This window comes from Sphingomonas sp. BL-S-30 (assembly GCF_055521475.1).
Map to the genome: position 1 here is coordinate 2,474,041 of NZ_CM145481.1, position 18,818 is coordinate 2,492,858.

General features: G+C 65.5%; 10 protein-coding genes. 6 read left to right on the forward strand and 4 right to left on the reverse strand.

The genetic code is table 11. The features are described from left to right. The first annotated feature begins 32 nt into the window (after positions 1 to 32). The 5 genes from kduD to ACZ1I5_RS11545 all read left to right on the forward strand — a co-directional run bounded on the left by kduD (position 33) and on the right by ACZ1I5_RS11545 (position 7,705). A complete protein-coding gene (gene kduD, locus ACZ1I5_RS11525; protein ID WP_465173822.1) occupies positions 33 to 791 on the forward strand; it encodes a 2-dehydro-3-deoxy-D-gluconate 5-dehydrogenase KduD in 759 nt (252 codons plus the stop codon). 67 nt (positions 792 to 858) lie between these two features. Continuing rightward, positions 859 to 1,866, forward strand: coding sequence for a sugar kinase (locus ACZ1I5_RS11530; RefSeq protein ID WP_465173823.1), 1,008 nt, complete (start codon positions 859 to 861; stop codon positions 1,864 to 1,866). Then, positions 1,853 to 3,406: a carboxylesterase/lipase family protein gene (locus tag ACZ1I5_RS11535; RefSeq protein WP_465173824.1), complete on the forward strand. Its 1,554-nt coding sequence runs from the start codon at positions 1,853 to 1,855 to the stop codon at positions 3,404 to 3,406. The genes ACZ1I5_RS11530 and ACZ1I5_RS11535 overlap by 14 nt, the downstream gene beginning before the upstream one ends. Before the next feature lie 272 nt (positions 3,407 to 3,678). Then, on the forward strand, positions 3,679 to 6,633 hold the full coding sequence (locus ACZ1I5_RS11540; RefSeq protein ID WP_465173825.1) for a TonB-dependent receptor: 2,955 nt from the start codon (positions 3,679 to 3,681) through the stop codon (positions 6,631 to 6,633). Between the two features lie 76 nt (positions 6,634 to 6,709). Continuing rightward, positions 6,710 to 7,705 carry an alpha/beta hydrolase gene (locus ACZ1I5_RS11545; RefSeq protein ID WP_465173826.1) on the forward strand — a complete coding sequence of 332 codons (996 nt, stop codon included), beginning with the start codon at positions 6,710 to 6,712 and terminating at the stop codon, positions 7,703 to 7,705. Positions 7,706 to 7,711: 6 nt separating this feature from the next. Here the strand turns inward: ACZ1I5_RS11545 and ACZ1I5_RS11550 are convergent, their stop codons facing one another. Further along, a complete protein-coding gene (locus ACZ1I5_RS11550) occupies positions 7,712 to 9,325 on the reverse strand; it encodes a family 43 glycosylhydrolase (protein WP_465173827.1) in 1,614 nt (537 codons plus the stop codon). 104 nt (positions 9,326 to 9,429) lie between these two features. On the opposite strand from ACZ1I5_RS11550, the gene ACZ1I5_RS11555 reads away from it, so the two are divergent. Then, on the forward strand, positions 9,430 to 10,326 hold the full coding sequence (locus ACZ1I5_RS11555; RefSeq protein WP_465173828.1) for a LysR family transcriptional regulator: 897 nt from the start codon (positions 9,430 to 9,432) through the stop codon (positions 10,324 to 10,326). Positions 10,327 to 10,333: 7 nt separating this feature from the next. Here ACZ1I5_RS11555 and ACZ1I5_RS11560 read toward each other — a convergent pair whose 3' ends face one another. The 3 genes from ACZ1I5_RS11560 to ACZ1I5_RS11570 all read right to left on the reverse strand — a co-directional run bounded on the left by ACZ1I5_RS11560 (position 10,334) and on the right by ACZ1I5_RS11570 (position 18,810). After that, complete coding sequence (locus ACZ1I5_RS11560; RefSeq protein ID WP_465173950.1) at positions 10,334 to 14,077, reverse strand: LamG-like jellyroll fold domain-containing protein; 3,744 nt, start codon at positions 14,075 to 14,077, stop codon at positions 10,334 to 10,336. A 425-nt stretch (positions 14,078 to 14,502) separates the two neighbouring features. Continuing rightward, complete coding sequence (locus ACZ1I5_RS11565) at positions 14,503 to 17,079, reverse strand: TonB-dependent receptor (RefSeq protein WP_465173829.1); 2,577 nt, start codon at positions 17,077 to 17,079, stop codon at positions 14,503 to 14,505. Positions 17,080 to 17,193: 114 nt separating this feature from the next. Beyond that, a complete protein-coding gene (locus tag ACZ1I5_RS11570) occupies positions 17,194 to 18,810 on the reverse strand; it encodes a tetratricopeptide repeat-containing sulfotransferase family protein (RefSeq protein ID WP_465173830.1) in 1,617 nt (538 codons plus the stop codon). Positions 18,811 to 18,818: the final 8 nt, after the last annotated feature.

Genomic DNA, 18,818 nt, shown 5'->3' on the forward strand with positions numbered 1-18,818 from the left:
TCTCGACTTCGCTCGAAACGAACGGATTTAGGATGCCCACCAACCCCTTCGACCTCACCGGCAAGGTCGCCATCGTCACTGGCGCCAATACCGGCATCGGCCAGGCGATCGCGCTCGCCCTTGCCGCCGCCGGTGCCGATATCGCGGCGGTCGGCCGTACGCCTGCGGAGGAAACCATTGAGAAGGCCCGCGCCCTGGGCCGTAGGGCAGCAATCGTCTCCGCCGATCTCTCCACCATCGAGCCGGTCCAGCGCGTCATCGACGAAACGCTGGAGAAGCTCGGCGGCCTCGACATTCTGGTCAACAATGCCGGCATCATCCGCCGCGCTGATTCGGTCGATTTCACCGAGGAGGATTGGGATGCGGTGGTCGACACCAATTTGAAATCGGTCTTCTTCCTGTGCCAGGCGGCCGGCCGCCACATGATCGGTCAGGGTCACGGCAAGATCATCAACATCGCATCGATGCTCACCTTCCAGGGCGGCGTCCGCGTACCGAGCTATACCGCCTCCAAATCGGGCATCGGCGGACTCACCAAGCTGCTCGCCAATGAGTGGGCGGGCAAGGGCGTGAACGTCAACGCGATTGCGCCCGGCTATATCGCGACCAACAACACGGCCGCACTTCAGGCCGACGAGACGCGCAACCGCTCGATCCTCGAACGCATTCCCGCCGGGCGCTGGGGCGATGCAAGCGATCTTGGCGGTGCGGCGGTCTTCCTCGCATCGGCCGGCGCGGATTATGTCCAGGGCCATATCCTCGCGGTCGACGGCGGTTGGCTGGCGCGATGAACTCTTGCACTTCCGCCGAAGAGAAGGGCTTAGACAGGCTCGGTCCGAACGGAGCAGCAGGTGGATAATGGGTAAGTTCGTCGCCTTTGGTGAAATCATGCTGCGCCTCTCGCCTCCGGGGCGGGAATTGCTGCTCCAGACGCCCAGGTTCGACGTGTGGATCGCCGGCGCCGAAGCCAATGTGGCGAGCGGCCTTGCCCGCCTCGGCCATGATGTCAGCCTGGTCAGCGCCGTCCCCGACAATGATCTTGGCCGCGCCGCCATCTCCGGCCTGCGGGCAAACGGCGTGGATTGCTCGGCTATCCAGTTCAGTGGCGATCGCATGGGGCTGTATTTCGTCACCAGCGGCGCCGGCATGCGCGCGACCGACGTCGTCTACGACCGCGCCGGCTCCAGCTTCGCCGAGGCGCCCGCCAGCGCCTGGGACTGGGACACGCTGCTCGCAGGCGCCGACCGCCTGCATCTCTCCGGCATCACCCCTGCCCTTGGCCCGGTTCCGGCCGAAGCCGCCATCGCCGCCGCCGAAGCCGCGAGCGCCCGCGGCGTGCCGATCTCGTTCGACGGCAATTACCGCGCGCGCCTCTGGGAAAGCTGGGACAGCGATCCGCGCGGCGTGCTGACCAGGCTGGTGCAGCATGCCGACATCATGTTCGGCAACCACCGCGACGTCGCGCTGCTGCTCGGCAAGGATTTCGGCGGCGACGGCGAGGATCGGCGCCTCGCCTCGGCCGAGGCGGCCTTTGCCGCCTTCCCCAAGCTCAAGCTGATCGCCTCCACCGCGCGTCACGTCGAAGATGCCGACCGGCACCGCCTCTCGGCCCGGATCGATGGCCGCACCGAGCATGCCCAGACCGACGAAGTGCTGCTCGCCGGGATCGTCGACCGGATCGGCGCGGGCGACGCCTTCGCCGTCGGTGTGCTTCATGCGCTCCGGTCGGGGGGCGATATCACTGAGGCCGCGCGTACCGGGCTCGCCCTTACCGCGCTCAAGCATTCGCTGCCCGGCGATGCCAGCCTGTTCCGCCAGGCCGATATCGACGCCTATCTCTCCGGCGGGCTCGATGTCCGCCGCTGACGTCTCCCGACGCGGCGTGATCGGCGCCGGCGCGGCGCTGATCCTTGCCGGCTCGGCTCGGGCTGCCCCATCGGCCAGCGTTCGGGCGCCGTCAGGTAATTTCGTTGGATCGACCGAGGGCAGCGTACTCGTCTTTCGCGGTATCCGCTACGGCACTGCCGAGCGCTTCCAGCCGCCCCGCCCGGTATCGCGCCCGGGCGAGACCATCACCGCTCGGGCCTTTGGCCCGGTCGCGCCGCAAAAGGACGATCGCTACGGCGCGCAGAGCGAGGACTGCCTGTTCCTCAATATCTGGACCGCGGAGGCCGGGCCGGCCGCGAAGAAGCCGGTCATGCTTTACATTCATGGCGGCGCCTATTCGAACGGCAGCAGCACCGATGCGCTGAACGACGGGCAGGTGCTGGCCGCGCGCGGCGATGTCGTGGTCGTCACCGTCAACCACCGGCTCAACGCCTTCGGCTATCTCTATCTCGCGCGGCTCGACCCGCGTTTCCCGGACAGCGGCAATAACGGCCAGCTCGACCTGATCCTCGCCCTGCAATGGGTGCGCGACAATATCGCGGCGTTCGGTGGCGATCCCTCGCGCGTGATGGTGTTCGGCCAGTCGGGCGGCGGCGCGAAGATCGCGACGATGATGGGCATGCCCGCCGCCAAAGGCCTGTTCCACCGCGCCGCGACGATGAGCGGCCAGCAGGTCACCGCCTCCGGCCCGCTCAACGCCACCCGCCGCGCCCAGGCCTATCTCGCGAAGCTCGGCACTGCCGATCTCTCCACGCTTCTGGCCATGCCGGCCGGAAAGCTGGTCGACGCGCTCGACGCGACTGACCCGATCCTCGGCGGCGGCGTCTATTTCGGGCCGGTGCTCGATATGAAATGGCTGGTCCGTCACCCTTTCTGGCCCGATGCCAATCCGCAGTCGAACGCGATCCCGATGATCCTCGGCAATACCCATGACGAAACGCGCGCTTTCATCTCGCCCGATTCGCCCCGGGTGCAGACGCTGAACTGGGACAATCTCGCCGAACGTATCGCACCCGAGTTGCGGATCGATGTGCTGCCTGAATGGGTGGTTGCCGAATATCGCGCGAAATTCCCCGATTGGTCGCCGACCGAGATCTTCTACCGGGCGACCACCGCCGGACGGAGCTGGCGCGGCCAGGTGATCGAGGCGGAGGAGCGAGCCCGGGCGAAGACGAAGACCTGGGTCTATCAACTTGACTTCACCTCGCGCACTGATCCGCGGCGCGGCGCCTATCACTCCCTCGATATCGCGTTGGTCTTCGGTACGCTCGGCGCGAAGGGCTCGCAGACCGGCACTGCGGCCGATGCCCGCGCCGCCTCGGCCGCGATGCAGGAAAGCTTCGTCGCCTTCACCAGGGCCGGCAATCCGAACCATGCCGGGCTGCCGAAATGGCCGGTCTATGACCTGGTCTGCCGTCCGACGATGATCTTCGACGCGCGCAGCCGAGTCGAGAATGATCCGCGCCAATGGCAGCGCGAGCTATTTGCGCGCATTCCCTATATCCAGCCGGGATCCTGAACCCGCTCGCGACAGCTTAGCCGTGCGGCATTGCCTCGTTACGGACTGACGCAGATCATTGCCTCTGACCATTGACACCGGTTACCAAAGGCGACAAGTTGGGGCCGAGGAAGATCAACGGAGATTGGTCACCGAAGGAGAGGGCGAATCGCTGGCCACATTATGGCCTCCCCTCTCCTGACGTGCCGACGGGCCGGATGAGCAGCTGAACTGCTCTCTCCGGCTACCGGTGTCAGCAACGTCGCAAAGCGACGCAGATGGGGAGTGGGTAAATGGGGAATGCAGTCCGGGCCTCGCGAGGCGCGATTTCTCGCAATATTGCAGGCGCTTCGCTTGGCGCGCTGGCGATCGGCCTGTTCATGCCGGCGGCGGCCTTCGCGGCCGAGCTCAAGCCAGCCGAACCAGAGGCCGTTCCAGCCCCGGCCCAGCCGGTCGCCGCGCAGGATGCCGCGGCGCAGGACGTGCCCGCGACCGACGAACAAGATATCGTCGTCACCGGCTTCCGCCGCTCGCTCGAACAAGCGCTGACCCTGAAGCGCGACTCGATTTCCGCCGTCGACGCGATCGTTGCCGAGGATATCGCGAAGTTCCCCGACCAGAACCTGGCCGAGTCGCTGCAGCGAATCCCGGGCATCACCATCCAGCGGGACGGCGGCGAAGGCCGCGCGATCACGGTGCGCGGTCTGGGCGCGCAATTCACCCGAGTCCGCGTCAACGGCATGGAAACGGTCGCCACCTCGACCGACGGCGCCAGCGCCAACCGCGACCGCGCCTTCGATTTCAACGTCTTCGCCTCGGAGCTGTTCAGCTCGCTCGTCGTCCACAAGACGGCCGAGGCTTCGCTTGACGAGGGCTCGCTCGGCGCCGTGGTCGACCTGAACACCGGCAACCCGCTCGCGGGCAAGGTCGGCTTTACCGGCGCCCTCTCCGCCCAGGCGTCGTATAACGATCTCAGCAACAATGTCGGTCCGCGCTTTGCCGGTCTGCTGTCGTGGCGCAACGATGCCGGCACCTTCGGTGCATCGGTTTCCGCCGCCTATTCGAAGATCAACACGCTAGAGCTCGGCAACAACTCGGTTCGTTGGGCGCAGGCGCGCTTCGACTCGGTCGATGGCACGCCGTGTTTTTTCAACACCAATGCAGCCGGCGCCCCGACGACCGCCAAGACCAATACCGGCGGTACCTATTTCCAGAACGCGGCTTGCGACAAGGCGGCGCTCGCCTTCCATCCGCGTATCCCGCGCTACGGCGTGGTCGATCACCGCCGCGAGCGCCTCGGCATCACCGCCAGCGTCCAGTTCGCGCCCACGGATTCGACCAAGATCTCGATCGACGGCCTCTATTCGCGCTTCAAGGAGGAGCGCGAAGAGAAATGGGCGGAGGTCCTGCTGCGCAGCAACGAACGCTCGATCGACGTGCTCAACCCCGTCTATGACGGCAACAATAACATGATCTCGGCGACGCTGAACGACGCCTGGGTCCGCACCGAACATTATCTGCGCAAGTCGCAGACCGAATTCTACCAGCTCGGCGGCACCTGGGATCAGGACGTCACCGACAGCTTCCGCTTCACCCTGCTCGGCGGCTTCTCGAAGTCCAGCGCGGACATCCCGGTGGAGACGACCTTCGTCTATGACGACCGGGACGCCGCCGGGTACAAATATGATTACAGCAACATGGCCACCCCGGTGCTGACCTTCGGCACGAGCGTGACAGATCCGGCCAACTTCCAGCTCGCCGAAATCCGCGATCGCCCGTCGAACACGACCAACAAGTTCCGCACCGCTCAGCTGCGCACGGAGTGGGACGTGACGGAGGGCTTCACACTCAAGGCGGGCGGGGTCTATCGCCGCTTCAGCTTCAACACCGCCGGGTTCCTGCGCGACACCGCAGTGTGCGGCAATGGCGGTGCCGACCTGGTGCTGGGCACCCTGACCTGTTCGGCGAACACGGTGTTCGGTCCAAGCGCGATCTACGGCTTCCAGGCGACATCGGCGCTGTCCGACACCGTCAAACTGGGCGATGCCGGCCAGCCAGCGGGCACCACCACGACCTGGCTCGTTCCCAATATCGACGCCGCGGCGAACCTGACCAAGCTGTACAGCCGCACACCACTGGTCGACGCGGGCAATACCCGAAGCGTGACCGAGACGGTGAAGGGCGGCTATTTCCAGGTCGATGTGAAGGGCGATCTCTTCGGCCTGCGCTATGCGGCCAATGCCGGCGTTCGTTATGCCCATACCGACCAGTCTTCGTTCGGCCTGAACAGCGGAACCGGCGTAACGGTCACGCGCGATTATGACGATTGGCTGCCGTCGGTGAACGTCGCGCTATTTCCGACCGAAAGCGTCGTGTTGCGCGGCGCGATCTCGCGGGTCATCACGCGCCCAACTCTGGGCAATCTGACACCGGGCGGTTCGGTCGACGGGTTCAACTATCGCATCACCTTCGGCAATCCGCTGCTCAATCCGTTCCGGGCGACCGCCTACGACCTCGCGCTCGAATGGTATTTCGCGCCGCAGTCGATCGCGTCGGTCGCGGTCTTCAAGAAGAATGTTGATAGCTTCCCGGTTGCGCAAACCTATAGCGGGACGTTCGCGTCTACTGGCCTCCCGAAGTCGGTGCTGCCGACCAGTTCACCGGCCTATATCAACTTCGATCCAAACCAGATCTACACGATTACCGGCAACGTGAACGGGTCGGGCGCGAGCCTGAAAGGCATCGAATTGTCGATCCAGGCGCCTTTCAAATTCCTGCCTGGCTTCCTCTCGAACTTCGGCGGCATCGCCAACGCCACGTTTATCGAATCGAGCGCATCCTACACACTGGCTGGCCCAGTGGTTGTGGTGAAGACCGCGACCGGCGCGTTCGGGCCGAACGTCGCGACCACACGCTCGACGACTCTGTATGGACTGTCCAAGACCGCCATAAACGGCACGCTCTATTATGAAGACAAGAAGTTCAGCGCACGCGGCTCAGTCAGCTACCGCGGTCCGTATGTCGATCAGGGCAGCGCCAACGGCAACCTGTTCGAAGGCTATGGCTCGACGATCAACATTGATGCCTCGGTGCGCTATCGCTTTACCGAATGGCTCGAAATGTCAGTCGAAGGCGTCAACCTGACCGACGAATATCGCTATCGCTACAACGACAACGACGCAAACCGCAGTTACGAGAACAACCATTTCGGGCGTACGATCCTGGTGGGCGCGCGCGTGAAGATGTAAGTCCGCCTCCCCTGGACTATCCTGACGGACGCTTGCCTATCCGGGCAGCGTCCGTTTCTTTTTCTTCGGAGGTTCCATGTTCGATCGTCGCGACCTGATCCTCGGGACTCTTGCCGCAAGCGTCACAGCCGGCGCACGCGCGCAAACCCCTCCTCCGGCAAAGGCGGGAGACGCACCCGTGCCCGGCCTGCCCGATCCGGTGGAGACGATCGATCTTTGGCCGAAGGGCGCGCCGGGCATGCCCGCCACGCCGCCGGTCGAGACGGTCGATCAACGCAGCACCGATCCCGATCTTCCCGATCGTGCGGTCCGCGGCATCGCGCGCCCGCGCTTGGTCGTGTTCAGGCCGCGCATTTCCAATGGCGCCGCCGTGCTCGCAATGCCGGGCGGCGCCTATGTCCGCATCGTGGTCGACAAGGAAGGGTATGAGATCGCCCGCTGGCTGAGCGCACGCGGGTATACGGTGTTCGTTCTGTTCTATCGCCTGCCGGGCGACGGATGGAAGGCCGGACCTGACGTCGCGCTGTCGGATGCGCAGCGCGCGATGCGGCTGATCCGGTCGCGCGCGCGGGAGTTCGCGATCGATCCCGAGCGCGTCGCAGCGATGGGCTTTTCCGCCGGTGGCCATCTGTGCTGCGATCTCGCCACGCGCTTTGCGGCAAAGACCTATGATCCGGTCGATGCCGCCGACCGGCTCAGCGCGCGCCCGTTCCTCGCCGCGCCGATCTATGCGGTGCAGTCGATGAGCCTGCCGGTCGCCCATGCGGGCTCACGCGAGCAACTGATCGGCAAGGACGCGAGTCCGGCACTGGAAAGGGCGCACACGCCCGCGGACAATGTCACGAAACAGACCCCGCCCTGCTTCCTGCTCCATGCCGAGGACGATCCGACGGTGCCGGTCGAGAACAGCCTGATGTTCCGCGCCGCGCTGAAGGCGCAGGGCGTGACCGTCGAGACTCACCTGTTCACCAATGGCGGCCACGGCTTCGGGCTGCGCAAGACGATCGGCAAGCCGGTCGCGGCATGGCCCGAGCTGTTCGTCGACTGGGCCAGGACTCAGGGCTTCGCCTGATGGTGACTACAGCGCTCGATAGGTGAAGTTGGAGAAGCGCGCCTCACCAGCTCCGGCCGAATAGAGGCCGGGCCGCAACATCAGGAAACCGCCACGGACATTATGGTGGTATCCCGACACCTCCATGCCGCGATCGAAGCGTGCCCAGGTCCTGCCCCCGTCCCCGCTGGTGTGGATCGCAACGATATGGCGCTTGTTGGAGATCCGCATCCGCATCCTGCGTCCGTGCGGATTGGCCGGCCTGCCGCGCTCGATGCCATATTGGTGCGTGACGAAGCGATCCTGATCGAAGCCGAGGCCGCAATAGAGCTTCTCGTCGTAGAACAGCACAAGCCCGGCCGTGCCGCCCGGCGCGATCTCGATATCGCATTCGAACTGGTAGCCGAGGTCGCCCGCTATCAGCAGCAGCGGCGATGAATCGACCGGGGCTATCCCGCTGGCGGTGAGGATCAGCGCGCCGTTATCGACGCGCGCGCGCGCGCTTTCCCTCGGACCCGGCTTGAAGAAATTCCATTTGCCGCCGAGCGCGAGCGTCCTGAAATCGTCGGACAGGGGCTGGCCGTGCGGCAGCGCTTGACCGCCCTTCGGCTTGGCGATCGGCGCCGAGAGATCGCCGCCCTTCATCCGGAACCAGCCATCGGCAGTCCATTCGATCGGGTCGAGCAACGCCTGCCGGCCGAGCGTCCAGAAGCCGTTCTCATAGCCGTGATAGATCGACCACCAACTCTTGTCGGGCGCCTCGACCGGTGAAGCATGGCCGCGGCACCACCATTTCTCTTCATTGTCGACGGTGCGGACCAGCGGGTTGTGCGGGCAATTCTCCCATGGGCCGTGGATCGAGCGGGACCGCGCCGCGATCACCATATGCCCGGTCGGCGGGCCGGCGGTGCCGCCGACCGCGGTGATCATGTAGAACCAGCCGCCATGACGGACCAGCTTGGGTCCCTCCGGCGAAAAGCCCTCCACGTCCCAATCGTCGGGATAGTGCCATGGGTCATAGACATGCTCGACCTCACCGACCGTCGACAGGCCGTCGGCGCTCAGCCGGATGCGGTCGCCGCCCGACAGGAACAGCCAGCGCGATCCGTCCTCGCCCACCGCATGGCAGGGGTCGATATGGCGGTGCAGCCCCAGATCGACCGGATCGCTCCATGGGCCGTCGACATGATCGGCCCAGATCACCCAGATCGAATTGGGGGTCGCCTTGACCGGGATGTAGAGGAAATAGCGCCCCTCATGCTTCTCCAGGGAGACGGCCCATACCGACCCGATATTGCGGGTCAGCGCAGCGATGCGCGGCTGCCAGTTCACCAGGTCGCGCGAATGCCAGATGGTCAGCCCCGGATAGGAATCGAAGCTGGAAAAGGTCATGTAATAGTCGCCGCCGTCCTTCAGGATCGCCGGATCCGGATGGTCGCCGGCCAGCAGCGGATTGAGGAAGCGCCCGTCGCCCAGGTCAGCGACACGCTGACGATCATAGCCGCGCCGCCAGTCAGGCACCGCCGGCTTCCGGGTCGCGGCCTCGGCCTCCGCCGTGCCGATCAGCGCGACCGCGGTACCGGCCAAGGCCGTGCCGAACATGTCGCGCCGGTTGATCCCGCCGCCAGTGTCGTCCGTCATCATCGGGCTCCCATGTCCGCAGCGCGCGCTTTCAGCACCGGTAGGCCTCCGTACCGCATCCTGCTATTCCACTTCCGATCGGGGCAAGGCGAGGTCGGAACGGCGTGGAACTGGCGTGGATCGAGGATTTCGTCGCGCTTGCCGAAAGCGGCAGTTTCTCGCGGGCGGCGGAGGCACGCCGTGTCGCACAACCTACCCTTGGCCGCCACATCCGCGCGCTCGAGGAGTGGATCGGCACCGCCTTGTTCATCCGCTCGTCCAGCGGCGTGACGATGACGGCCGCCGGCCTCGAGTTCGAACGCGGCGCGGCCGGCCTGATCGAAACGATCGATCGGCTGCGCCGGGACGCGCGGCAAGTGGGCGAGGCGCGCGACAGCGACAACACCACGCTGCATTTCGCCGCGACTCACGCGCTTGCCTTCTCCTTCTTCCCGGGCTGGATCCGGCAGATCGAACAGCGCGCGCCGATCGGCCCCATGCGGTTGTTTTCCGATAGCCTTGCCGCGTGCGAAGAGTTGATGCTGCAAGGCCAGGCGCAATTCCTGCTCTGTCACCGCCACGCACTGGCGACGAGCCGGTTCGAGCCAAGCCAGTTCACCTCGATCGTGGTCGGCATGGACTCGCTGGTGCCGCTCGTGGCGCCCGATCCGGCCGGGTCGCCCCGCTGGTCGCTGGACAGGACGACGGGCACCCTGCCCCTGCTGTCCTACACCGCGGAATCCGGGCTCGGCCAGATCGTCGCCGCGCATGGCATCACCGATCGCGTGCCCGCGCTGGAAAGCGTCTTCGCCGCGCAGCTTGCCGCCACCCTGCTCGGCAAGGCGCGCGAGGGCCGTGGCATCGCCTGGCTTCCCGCCGGGCTTGCGGCGAAGGAAATGGCGAGCGGCATGCTGGTTCGCGCCGGCGGGCCGGACTGGGATGTGCCGATCGAGATCGGCCTGTTCCGCCCGATCGCGCCGCAAGCCGCCGCGGCGGAGCGTTTCTGGGCCAGCCTGACCTGACACGGGCCTATTTGACCGGGAGCACGACGACATTGTTGAGCAAGGTCGTCTCCGGCGCATTGCCCGCCAGTGCGACGCGGACCCGCACCGCACCAGCGGGCAGCGCCAGTTTCACTTTCGCGGTCTTCGGCTGAAGATCCAGCGGCGCGGCGAGCGGGGGTATTGGTGCCGTGGCCAGCATCTTGCCGCCCGCATCCTCGAGCGACACCGTCCCGCCCACCGCGTCGATCGCGCCGAGGCTGTGCACGGTCACCGTCACCGCCCGCTTCGCCACCACCACATCGTCGACGCCGATACCCAGATCGGCGCGCCGCTCCGTCGGCAGGCCCGGCGTCGCCAGCGCGAACTCGAAGACATTCTCGCCCGGCGCAAAGACCAGCGGGATCGACGCGCTGCGTTCGAGCGCGACCTCGCACGCGCCGGCCGGCCCGCTCATCGTCCAGCGCCCGGCGGTCACGTTCCACGCCGTCATGGCGACGCTCTGCGGACGGCCACTGGTGTTCCAGGCGATTACCTTGAACCTGCCCATGGTCGCGCCCGGCACCAGGATCGCGACCTGCTCCGCTGCGCCCGGATCGGCGAAGCGCCAGCTCACGCTGTTGCCCGGCCAGTTCTGGTTGCGGCGCAGGGCCACGCCGCCCAGCCGTTCACGCTGCAGGATCTCATTGGGCTGATCGACCCGGTCGGACCACCAATGCCCCTCGGTATACATATACTGATGCTGCGCCTTGTCGGCGATGGCATCCGCATGCAGCGCGTCGAGCCATTTGGTGTCGCCGGTCGCGTTCCACGCCGCATAGCGCTCGAACGCCCCGCCGCCGCCCGCCCTGGCGGTCAACGCCTTGCCCCAGTCCTTCCCTCGGCCAAGCGCATCGACCGCATTCTCGTTGATATCGGCAAGTGAGCCCGGACCGCTCTTCGCGGTACGCGCCAGGATTGGCCGGAGATAAGTCTCGTTGCCGGTGAAGCGCCACGCCGCCCAGGCCGATTGCAGCGGCGTCGCCACCCCGCCGCCATCACCCACGCGCTCGGCATCCGTGTGCCAGTTGATCTCGTTGGGATAGGCCCAGTTCCCATCCTTGTCCTGCCTACCATGCGCCATCCAGCCATCGACCACGCCGGTCACGAGCCCCCGAGCCGACGGATTGCCGTTATAGAGACCCATCAGGATCGGGCCGTGCATCACGGTGAAGCTATAGGGTTTCTGCCATTCCCATGGCCCCTCGCGGTACATCTTCTGCCCGCCATACCAGTTGCTGGCGAAATGCAGGTGCCCGGCCGGGTTCTTCAGGATGACGCCGCCCAGCGCCCGGGTCGTCGCCATCAGCCGCTCGACTGCCTTTGGCTCGCCCCAGTTGAGATAGAGCCGCTCGGCATCGCTGTTCAGCCCCTCCTCATAGGCGTGGAGCTCGTCGGTAGTGATCGTGCCAAGCCCGTTGGTGATCATGCCATTGGCATGGGCCGCATCGGACAGCGCGCGGACGGATGCGTTGATCTTGTCCGGCTCGACGCCCATCAGCGCGAGGCCCGGCCATTGCTGCACCAGATCGGTATCGTCGGAAATGCCGCCGCCAAAATCGCCGTAGGGCACCTGCCGGTTGTCGATCCACCAGGTGACGAACTGGCGAACCAGCTTCAGGTCCTCGAGCTGCCGGAACGCCCAGAGCGGCACGCCAGCCGGCGCCTGGGGCTGCGTGAAGGCCGGGAGATTCTGCTCGCCATAGCTGATGTCGGCCCAATAGCGCCGCCCCTCGACATTGTCGGGATCGACCCTGAGCAGGTCGGAGATATCGCCATAGAGGCGCCGATAGAGGCCAGCGCGCTTCGACGAGGTATGTTCCTCGACCAGGAAACCCCAATTGTCCTTCACCTGGTTGAACCGATCGGCGATATGCTCGGGCAGCGCCGCCGCGCGATCCTTGAACACCAGCCGAATTTGCATCCCGTCGAGCGACGCCGCGCCGAAATCGGGCGCGGCCGAAGCGATGCTCAGGAACAGGCTGTCATCGGTCAGGATTCGGTCGCGCAGGTCGAGCCAGACCGTGCGTTTCTGCCCCGGCCTGACCGACACCGACACATCGATCATGTCGCGGCCCGGCCAGATCGGGTCCTTCACCCGGATGTTGAGCGGGATCAGCCCATCCGCGCCCGGCGCCGCCTTCAGGGCGGGTATGTCGATCGCGATGCCGTCGAGCCCGTCATGGACATTCTCCCAGCCATAATTCCACGACCGCGCGGATGGCTTGCCGGGAAAGGCTTCGCCGAAGCCGGACGGGATCAGGACATGGACGATCGGGGCGGCATCGGCGCGATGCTCGATCGCGGTCGTGGCCGCGGCATTGCCCGCGCCGGCGGCGGCCCGCGCGCCCGCCGGAAGGGCGACCACCGTAGTGCGTTCGTCGGGTGCGTAACGGCCGGCGATGTAATCGTTGAGCGACGCGAGCGTGGCGAAAGCCGGTGCCGCATTGGCCTGCACCGTGTAGCTCAGCTTGAAGCTGCCCGCGGGCTCTGCCGCATCGGTTATGTCATAGGCCCAGATTTCCTGGATCGGGGTTTCCTGTGCCGTATTGGCGAAGCGCAGCCGGCCCCCGGTCTTCCGCCCGAAACTGTCGACGCTGCGCACCTCGCCCTGCGGCCGCCGCGCGAGCGTCGCCCAGGAACCGCCATCCGCCGACCAGGTCAGCGCGCCATAGGCGGCGCCGCGGATCTCGACGCGGTTGAACGACACGCCAGCCGGCAGGGCCAGATCATAGGCCTTGCCGCCCTCCACATAGGTGTTCCAGTCGGGCAGGATGAAATAATCGTCGCGCCCGGCCAGTCGCGAGCGGTTGTAGACGCCCGGCCAGGTCGTCTCGGGGATCCCGTCCACGCCCTTCCAGTTCCACTGCTTCAGGTCCTTCGCATCGGCGAACTCGACCTTGCGGATGCTGGTGGTGTCGCCGGTCAGCCCGGGCGGCGATGCGGTGTCCCAGCCGAAGCGGTGGAGCCAGGCGGCGCGGCGCGATGCTTCGGAAGGCGCGGGCGCGGCGGCCGGCTCCGCATTGTCAGCCAGCGCCGCCACCTCGGCCGCGCCGAGCATATGGTCATAGACGCGAATCTCGTCGACATCGCTGCCGCGCATGAAATTGTAGCGGCTTTGCACCTGATGCGGCGACAGGACGCGCCCGGCCAGGCCGAACTGGTCGAGCCCGGCATCGAGATCGGCCTTGCCGTCCTTGCGCGCGACCTCCTTGCCGTCGACGAACAACCGCACGCCGACGCCCTCGTCCCAGGAAAAGGCGATATGCTTCCACCGGTCCGCCGCCGGAAGCGGGTCGATGCGGAACGACACCCGGCTCCGCGCCAGATTGGCGTCAGTAACGAAGGCATCGAAACCGTGCCCGTTCCAGTCGATCCGCAGGAACGCCATGTCCCAGCTCGAATGATCGGCGAAGCCGACGCGGAAGATCGCGAACGGTGCCTCACCCACCGGCGTGCGGGGCCGCCAGAAGAAGGAGAGCGTGCCCCGCTGGGCCAGGATGTTGCCCGGCGCGCGCCAGGCGACATAACCGTCATCCTCCCATTGGATCGCTCCGCCCGACTTGCCGGTCGGCACGATCGCGACATTGCTCTGGAAATTGGGCTCGGCCTCACCCCCGGCACGCTCGGCGATCAGGCTTTTGTCGGCGGAAGCGCGGAACAGCAGCCCAGTGGGGTCGGGCGCTCCCTGGGCATGCGCGCTGCCCGCGGCCAGCGCAATTCCCAAGGCGATCCAGGATGTATGAAGGCCCAATGTCACACGCGCGCTCCAATGGAGGCGGTTACGTCCGCCTTCCTTTCGCTACTATGGCAGCCAATGACACCGGTATCAACGTGCGTTCGAGTATCTGGAGCGCTCTCCTAGCCAAAACAGGCGAACGCCATGTCATTGCCGAAAAAACGCTTTGGCGCTGTGTCCCCTTGCCAGCTGTCGATGATCGAGATCGGGATAACGCGGGAACGATATGAGTTGAATCGAAGCGCTGCAGAGCGCGAATGGGAGACGAGCGGCGAGAGATATGGGACACCATGTGTCTCATATCTCCCTGCGGCTACCGATCGCCTGGATCGCCGTTATTCCAATTAATTTCAGGTACTTAGCTTCAAACGGATATCAAGTTCATAAAGCGGCGGCGGGACATGGCCCGCCGCCCTTCATCAGAACTTGGCGCCGGCTCTCACCCCGATCGTGCGCGGATTGATCGGCACGATATAAGGCCGCTGCGAGCAGCTTCCGCATTCCTGGAAGCGCGACAGCTGGCCGCGCTCGTCGAACGCGTTCTGCACGAACAGTTCGAGCGTGTAGTTGGTGAATTCGGCGCCGATCGCGAAATTCGCGGTCGTGTAAGCCGGCAGGCGTCCCTGCAGCGCGGCTGGATTGACCACCGCGAACGTCCCCGCCTGGATGACCGCAGTGCGGATATCGGACGAGGCCGAGCTCTGGTAGGCGACCACGCCCTGGAGATAGGGCTTCAGCGTGCCGAGGTCGAAGGTATAGCGCGCCGTGCCGTTGACCTTGACGCGTGGCGTAACCGGAAGCCTGGTGCCGGCAGGTGCCGATATCAAATTATCCTGTCCGCCCGGCCCCGGCAGTGTGCAGGCAAAGGTCGGATCGTCATACAGGCACAGATTGTTCTTGGTCTTGGCGTCCGTGTAGGAGCCCGCCGCCGTCAGCACGAGCGGGCCGAGATTGAGATTGGCGTCCATTTCGACACCGCGGATGCGCGCATCGGGGCCATTGTGGATTTCGGTGAAGCTGTTCTGGCCGAGGAAGGCGAACTGGAACGCTTTCCATTCCTGCTGATAGATCGCGCCGTTGAAACGGAGCTTGCCGCCCGCCAGCGTCGTCTTCCAGCCGATCTCGTAATTGGTCAGGAAGTCGGCGGCATAGGGCGGGATGGTACCGCGCCGATTGATGCCGCCCGGCCGGAAGCCGCGCGACCAGGTGCCGTACAGCAGCACGTCCTCGACCGGCTTCCACGTCAGGTTGAGTTTGTGCGTGAAACCCTGGCCCTGAGTGTTGACGGGCTGCAAGCCGCGCCCGACCGCATAGACCGCCAGATTGGTACAGGGGCTGCCCGCGACCGCCGCGGGCAGTAGGGTGAGCGAGCTGCTATAGGTATCGGTATCGCGGTCGTAGAGCCGCTGACCGGACGTGGTGAAACACTGCGCGACACCGGTGCGGTTGCTGCCCGCCGCATTGGGCGGCCCGTCCGAGAAGCCATTGCCCGGATTGCGTCCGAATCCGAAGAAGCCGATCAGCGAGTTGTCGTAGATGAAGGCGCGACCGCCGGCGGTCAGGGTGAGGTTCGGCAGGATGTCAAACGCAGCCTCCCCGAACACCGCGTAATCCTTGTCGACGCGGTGCTGCTGGGTCAGCCAGAGCGTGCCCGGGGAGCCGTTCACCGACAGCTCGGGCGCGAGACCCGCGACCTGATAATCCTGGTGAATCTCGTTGCTCTGGCGCTGGTAGAAAGCACCGGCCACCACCCGGAACCGCTCACCCTGCGGTGAGGCGACGCGGAATTCCTGGCTCATCTTCTTGAAGTGATCGCTGCCGATCACCTTCTGGCGCGGGTCGATCGTGTTGCCGGCCGCATCGTGGAAATAGAAGTAGCTGCTGATGCCGTGGTACGACTGGTAGAGAGTATCATAAGCCTCGGCGTAGTCGGTATAATCGCTCGAGGATAAGGTCTTCCGGTCGAGATAGGCGCCGGCATAGGTCAGATCCCAGTTGCCGAGCTTGCCCTCGATCGTCAGCGCCGCCTGGATGAAGCGGTCGCGGCGATATTCCGGGAAGAAATGCTGGACCTTCAGGTCGCCGAGCCGCGGATCATAGCCATAGCTGCCGTGCGAGCGCGTATCCTGGTAGATCGCGGTCGGCGTGACCGTCCAGTTCTCGTCGAGATCGATCTTCAACGCGGCACGGCCGCCCCACAGCTCGGTATCGTTATAATCCTTCTTCACGAACTTCGAATTGTTGACCGTGATACCGCCATTGGTCGCGGTGCAGCCCAGCGGATTGGTCTCGGGCAGGAAGCTGCGGCAGCCGGGCACATTGTCGATATAGCCGGCGTCCTTCTGGTAGAAGCCGACCGCACGGAACGCGATGTCGGGCGAGATCGGGATGTTGATCATCCCTTCCGCCTTGCCGCCGACGCCACCCTTGTTGACTGAGTTCACCTCACCATCCACGCGGCCGTAAAAGCCGCTCGTGTCGGGCTTGTTCGTGATGATGCGGATCGTGCCGGCCTCGGACGAGGCGCCGTAGAGCGTGCCCTGCGGGCCGGCGAGGCTCTCGATGCGGGCAATGTCGTAGACATGCACGTCGAGATTGCCGCCGATCGTGGTGACTGGCTGTTCGTCGAGATAGACGCCGACCGAAGGCAGCGAGCCCGAATGGTTGCCGTCGCCGCCCGAGGCGACGCCGCGCATATAGACGACGTTGGTGCCGGGCGTGCCGCCAAGCGCCTGGAACGACACTGACGGCAACAGCTGGGAATATTCGGCGAAGTTGGCGATGTTGAGCTGATCCAGCTTCTTGGTGCCGATCGCCTGGATGCTGATCGGTACGTTCTGGATATTCTCCTCGCGCTTCTGCGCGGTGACGATGATGTCGTCCTGCTCGGCGGGCGCCGCCTGGGTGTCGGTCGACTGCGCGAAGGCAGGTGTCGCGATGCCGGCAACGGACGCCAGCAGGGCAGTGACGGCGAGTTTACGCTTGGTGACGAGCATCGTAGCCCCCGATGTTATGTATCTGGAGCGATGCTGTTCGCACTCGCAACATCCGTCAATCGGGCGCAGCACACGAAATCATTTCGCCGCCGCATCGTGACAGTTTTGCAACGTTCAGTGGAAGGCGGGAGCTTCCGGATAGGCGTCGAGGACATCGCCCAGAGCTGTCTCGAGCGGATCGAGCCATGGCTCGAACGGCTTCCAGCTTTCCGTGCCCTCGCGGAAGATCGGCTGACGCACCTGTTCCGAGCTGGCGGTGCGCACGGCGCGCTCGGTCTTGTGGAAATCGAGGCATGCGGGATCAAATTCCAGACGGCACGCGACGAGCAGCGCCCGCACTTCCGCCTCGGTATCATCCACCATCCGCTCATAGATCACGCGATGAACGAGGCCCGGTCGCACCGAATCGATATGCGCCATCAGCCGCACATAATCGCGGTAATAGCGGCCCATATCCTCGAGCGAATAGCTGAACGCCTGGCCGCGCGCAAAATGCTGCTTGAAGTTGGAGAAGCAGCACCCGAGCGGATGCCGCCGTGCGTCGACGATCTTCGCGTTGGGCAGGATCAGGTGGATGAAGGGCAAATGCGCCCAGTTGTTGGGCAGCTTGTCGATGAAATAGGGCCGGTCGGTGCGCCGCTGCACGCTGGCGCGGCGCAGATATTCAGCGCCCAGCGCCTCGAGGCGCTCCGGCGCCAGGGCCTCGAGCCGCTGCGGGTAATTGGACACGGCCAGCGCGAGGGCGGGGATGTCGGGCAGTTCGGAGGTGCCCTCGACCAACGGGTGGCTCGACAGGATCTGCTCGACCAGGGTCGATCCGGCGCGGGGCATGCCGAGGATGAAGATCGGGTCGGGCGCATCGCAGCCCTGCCCCGCCCGCGCGTCGAAAAAAGCGGGCGTGCACAGCTTGATGCTGCGGTCGACGAACGTCCCGGTCTCGTCGGCGTCATAGTCGATCTTCGTCCGGCGCAGCGCATTGCCCGCGGCATAATGATCGAACGCTTCGGGCGCCTGTCTGCGATCCTCGAACGCCTTGCCCAGCGCGAAATCAAGATGGAACCGGTCTTCGTCCGATATGTCGTCGCGCGCCAGGGCCGCCTGCATCGCCGCGATATCCGCCTCGTCAAACTTGACGGTCTTCAGATTGGCGAGGCTCCACCATGCCTCGCCCATTTCGGGCTTCAGCGCGATAGCCTCACGATAGGCGGCCACGCCGTCCGCCTGGCGCCCGACCGTCTTGAGCATATGGCCATAGCTCATCCAGACCTTGGGCTGTGTCGGCGCGCTCTTCAGCACTGCCTCGTACAGCTCGATCGCTTCGTCGAACCCGCCGATCCTGCCGAGCGCCGCGGCCTTGAGATTGGCATGACCGGGATTGTCCGGCTCGTCGTCGAGCACCAGATCGAGTTCGGCGATCGCCTCGGTCGGGCGATTCTGCCGGTAGAGCGCGATGGCGAGGTTCGCGCGCGCGGCGGTGAATGCGGGGGACAGCTCCAGCGCGCGGCGCAGCAGCGTTTCGGCATCCTTGTAACGCCCGATCCGCCCGGCCAGCTCGGCGAGCATGCGGATCGCGGCGACGTCGAACGGATCCTCTTTGAGATGCGCGCGCAGCAGCGGCTCGGCGACCGACAGCGCATTGTCGTGCAGCGCGAGCGCCGCATCGATCAGCCGGGGCGGCCAGCGGCTGCTCTCGGGCTGCCAGGAGGATTGCGAGGGGGGAATGCTTGCCATGAGGTGCG